Source organism: Jiangella rhizosphaerae (assembly GCF_003579925.1).
Taxonomy (GTDB): domain Bacteria; phylum Actinomycetota; class Actinomycetes; order Jiangellales; family Jiangellaceae; genus Jiangella; species Jiangella rhizosphaerae.
This window is the reverse complement of record NZ_QUAL01000036.1, coordinates 1-2428: the sequence shown is the minus strand read 5'-3', so window position 1 is coordinate 2428 and position 2428 is coordinate 1. Positions and strand designations below refer to the sequence as shown.

The 2428-nt window shown below is 74.0% G+C and carries 3 protein-coding genes and 1 pseudogene; 3 read left to right on the top strand and 1 reads right to left on the bottom strand.

All coding sequences use genetic code 11. The annotated features are described in order from the left end of the window. The coding region (locus DY240_RS03945; protein WP_119658662.1) for an LPXTG cell wall anchor domain-containing protein at nucleotides 1-312 on the top strand (312 nt) is incomplete at its 5' end. Nucleotides 313-397: 85 nt separating this feature from the next. Here the strand turns inward: DY240_RS03945 and DY240_RS03940 are convergent. Beyond that, nucleotides 398-1213 (bottom strand): hypothetical protein, encoded by an 816-nt coding sequence (locus tag DY240_RS03940; protein ID WP_407659274.1) that lies wholly within the window; start codon nucleotides 1211-1213, stop codon nucleotides 398-400. Between DY240_RS03940 and DY240_RS03935 the strand changes: the two genes are divergently transcribed. Then, the gene (locus tag DY240_RS03935) at nucleotides 1172-2131 is read left to right on the top strand and encodes a Ppx/GppA phosphatase family protein (RefSeq protein ID WP_119658660.1); all 960 of its coding nucleotides are present in this window, start codon (nucleotides 1172-1174) and stop codon (nucleotides 2129-2131) included. The genes DY240_RS03940 and DY240_RS03935 overlap by 42 nt on opposite strands. A 48-nt stretch (nucleotides 2132-2179) precedes the next feature. Then, nucleotides 2180-2428, top strand: a pseudogene (locus DY240_RS03930) (hypothetical protein); the annotation flags it as partial.

The following is a 2428-nucleotide window of genomic DNA, read 5'->3' as shown; positions in this document are numbered from 1 at the left end:
GAGGTCGACGGGACCGAGGTCGACGGGACCGAGGTCGACGGGACCGAGGTCGACGGCACCGAGGTCGACGGCACGGAGGTCGACGGCACCGAGGTCGACGGCACCGAGACCGACGGCGACGGCACGGAGACCGACGGGTCGGAGGACGGCTCGGAGGACGGTGCCGCTGACGGGGCCGAGGACGGCTCCGGCGACGGCGAGGCGCTCCCGGACACCGGTGCGTCGAGCCAGCTGCTGTTCGTCGGCGCCGGCCTGCTGCTCGCCGGTGCGGCCGCCGCGTTCGCGGTCAACCGCCGCCAGGCCCAGCAGTGATCGAGTAACTCCCCTGCAGAGGCCGCCGGCCCGGACGCGTTCCGGGTACCGGCGGCCTCTCGCTGTGCGGCGCCGGGCCTGGTCGTCAGTCCGCCGGGCTCGCCGCCGTGGCCGGATGCACCAGCAGCGGCAGCTGAGCGGCGAGGAAGGCCTCGCAATGAGCGGCCAGCTGCTCGTACGCCTTGTCACCGATGAGCGCCCGCAGCTCCGGCTCGTTCGACCGGTACACCGGCTCGCGCCCGACGTGCGCCTCGGTGGCCGTCGTGCAGTACCAGCTCATGTCGTGGCCGCCCGCGCCCCAGCCGGCGCGGTCGTACTCGCCGATGGTGATCTCGAGGTACGTCGTCCCGTCGGGCCGCTCGGCCTCGCGGTAGGCGCGCCGGATCGGCAGCTGCCAGCACACGTCGGGCTTGGTCTCCAGCGGGTGCCGCCCGGTGGACAGCGCGTAGGCGTGCAGCGCGCAGCCGGTGCCGCCGGCGAACCCGGGCCGGTTGAGGAACACGCACGCGCCGTCGACGACGCGCGTCTTGCGCTCGCCTTCGTCGTCGGTCTCGACGACGCCGCCGCGCAGGCCCTCGTCGCGCAGCTGCCAGACGTCGGGGCCGAGCCGGCTCGCGTACCCGCGCACCCGTTTCTCGTCGTCCTCGTCGGAGAAATGGGCGCCGTGCGTGCAGCAGCCGTCGTCGGGGCGGTCGGCGTAGATGCCGGGGCAGCCCTGCCCGAAGATGCACGTCCACCGGGACGTCAGCCAGGTCAGGTCGCAGCGCAGCACCTGGCCGTCGTCGGCCGGATCGGTGAACTCCACCCAGGCTCGCGCTCCGTGTGTCCGCAGCTCCACCCCACGAGTATCGTCGCTTTCGTGCGCATGGGTGTGCTCGACGTCGGTTCCAACACCGTCCATCTGCTGCTGGTCGACGCCCACCGGGGTGCGCGTCCGCTGCCGGCCTACAAGCAGAAGACCGAGCTCCGGCTGGTCGAGCTGCTCGACGACTCCGGTTCCATCAGCAAACAGGGCGCCGAGCGGCTGGTGAAGAGCTGCCGCGAGGCCGTCGAGGCGGCCGAGGACAAGGGCGCCACGTCGATGCTCGCCTTCGCCACGTCGGCGCTGCGCGAGGCCGTCAACGGCACCGCCGTCCTCGACCGCGTGCGCGAGGAGGCCGGCGTCGACCTGCAGATCCTCTCCGGCGAGGACGAGGCCCGCCTGACCTTCCTGGCGGTGCGCCGCTGGTACGGCTGGTCGGCGGGCCGGCTGCTCAGCTTCGACATAGGAGGCGGCTCGCTCGAGCTGGCCGCCGGCGGCGACGAGGACCCCGACATCGCGGTGTCGCTGCCGCTCGGAGCCGCCCGGCTCACCCGAGGGTGGTTCACCGACGACCCGCCGTCGAAGGACGAGGTCCGGGCGTTGCGCCGGCACGTGCGGGCCGAGATCGCCTCGATCATCGGCGACGTCAACCGCTACGGCACCGCCGACCGCGCGGTGGCGTCGAGCAAGACGTTCCGCTCGCTGGCCAGGGTGGCCGGCGCCGCGCCGTCCGGCGACGGGCCGTACGTACGGCGCACGCTCAGCCGCGCCGACGTGCAGGATCTGGTGAAGAAGCTGGCGTCCATGACGACGTCGGAGCGGGCCAAGCTGCCCGGCGTCTCGTCCGGCCGGGCGGGGCAGCTGCTCGCGGGTGCCATCGTCGCCGACGCCGCCATCGACCTGTTCGAGGTCGACGAGGTCGACATCTGCCCGTGGGCGCTGCGCGAGGGCGTCATCCTGCGCCGGCTCGACCAGATCGAGGGGGCCGGTTTCGGCGAATCGGACGAATCGGGTTAGAGTCGTCTGGCCGTTATCGCCTCGTGACCTACCGGAGGACCGCCGCTCGTGCCCAACGCTCGTCACAAGCGGCGTCGTTCTGCCCGCCTCGGCCGGCTCGTCCTGCCCGTCGCGGGCGCCGGTGCGGCGGCGGGTGCCGCCGTCGGCGCGACGACGCTCGCCTCGGCCCCGGCTCCTTCGGCCGCCATCGCCGGCGTCTCGCCGGCCCCGTTCGACGTCGGCGACCTGCGCGAGGACGCCGCGGCCGACGTGGCCCGCGGCGACCACAGCGCGCCCGCGCCGCTGGCCGGCAGCGGC

Bases quoted from the DNA above. Each gene is read 5' to 3' on its own strand.
- DY240_RS03940 (WP_407659274.1), bottom strand. From the start codon at position 1,213: ATGGACGGTGTTGGAACCGACGTCGAGCACACCCATGCGCACGAAAGC.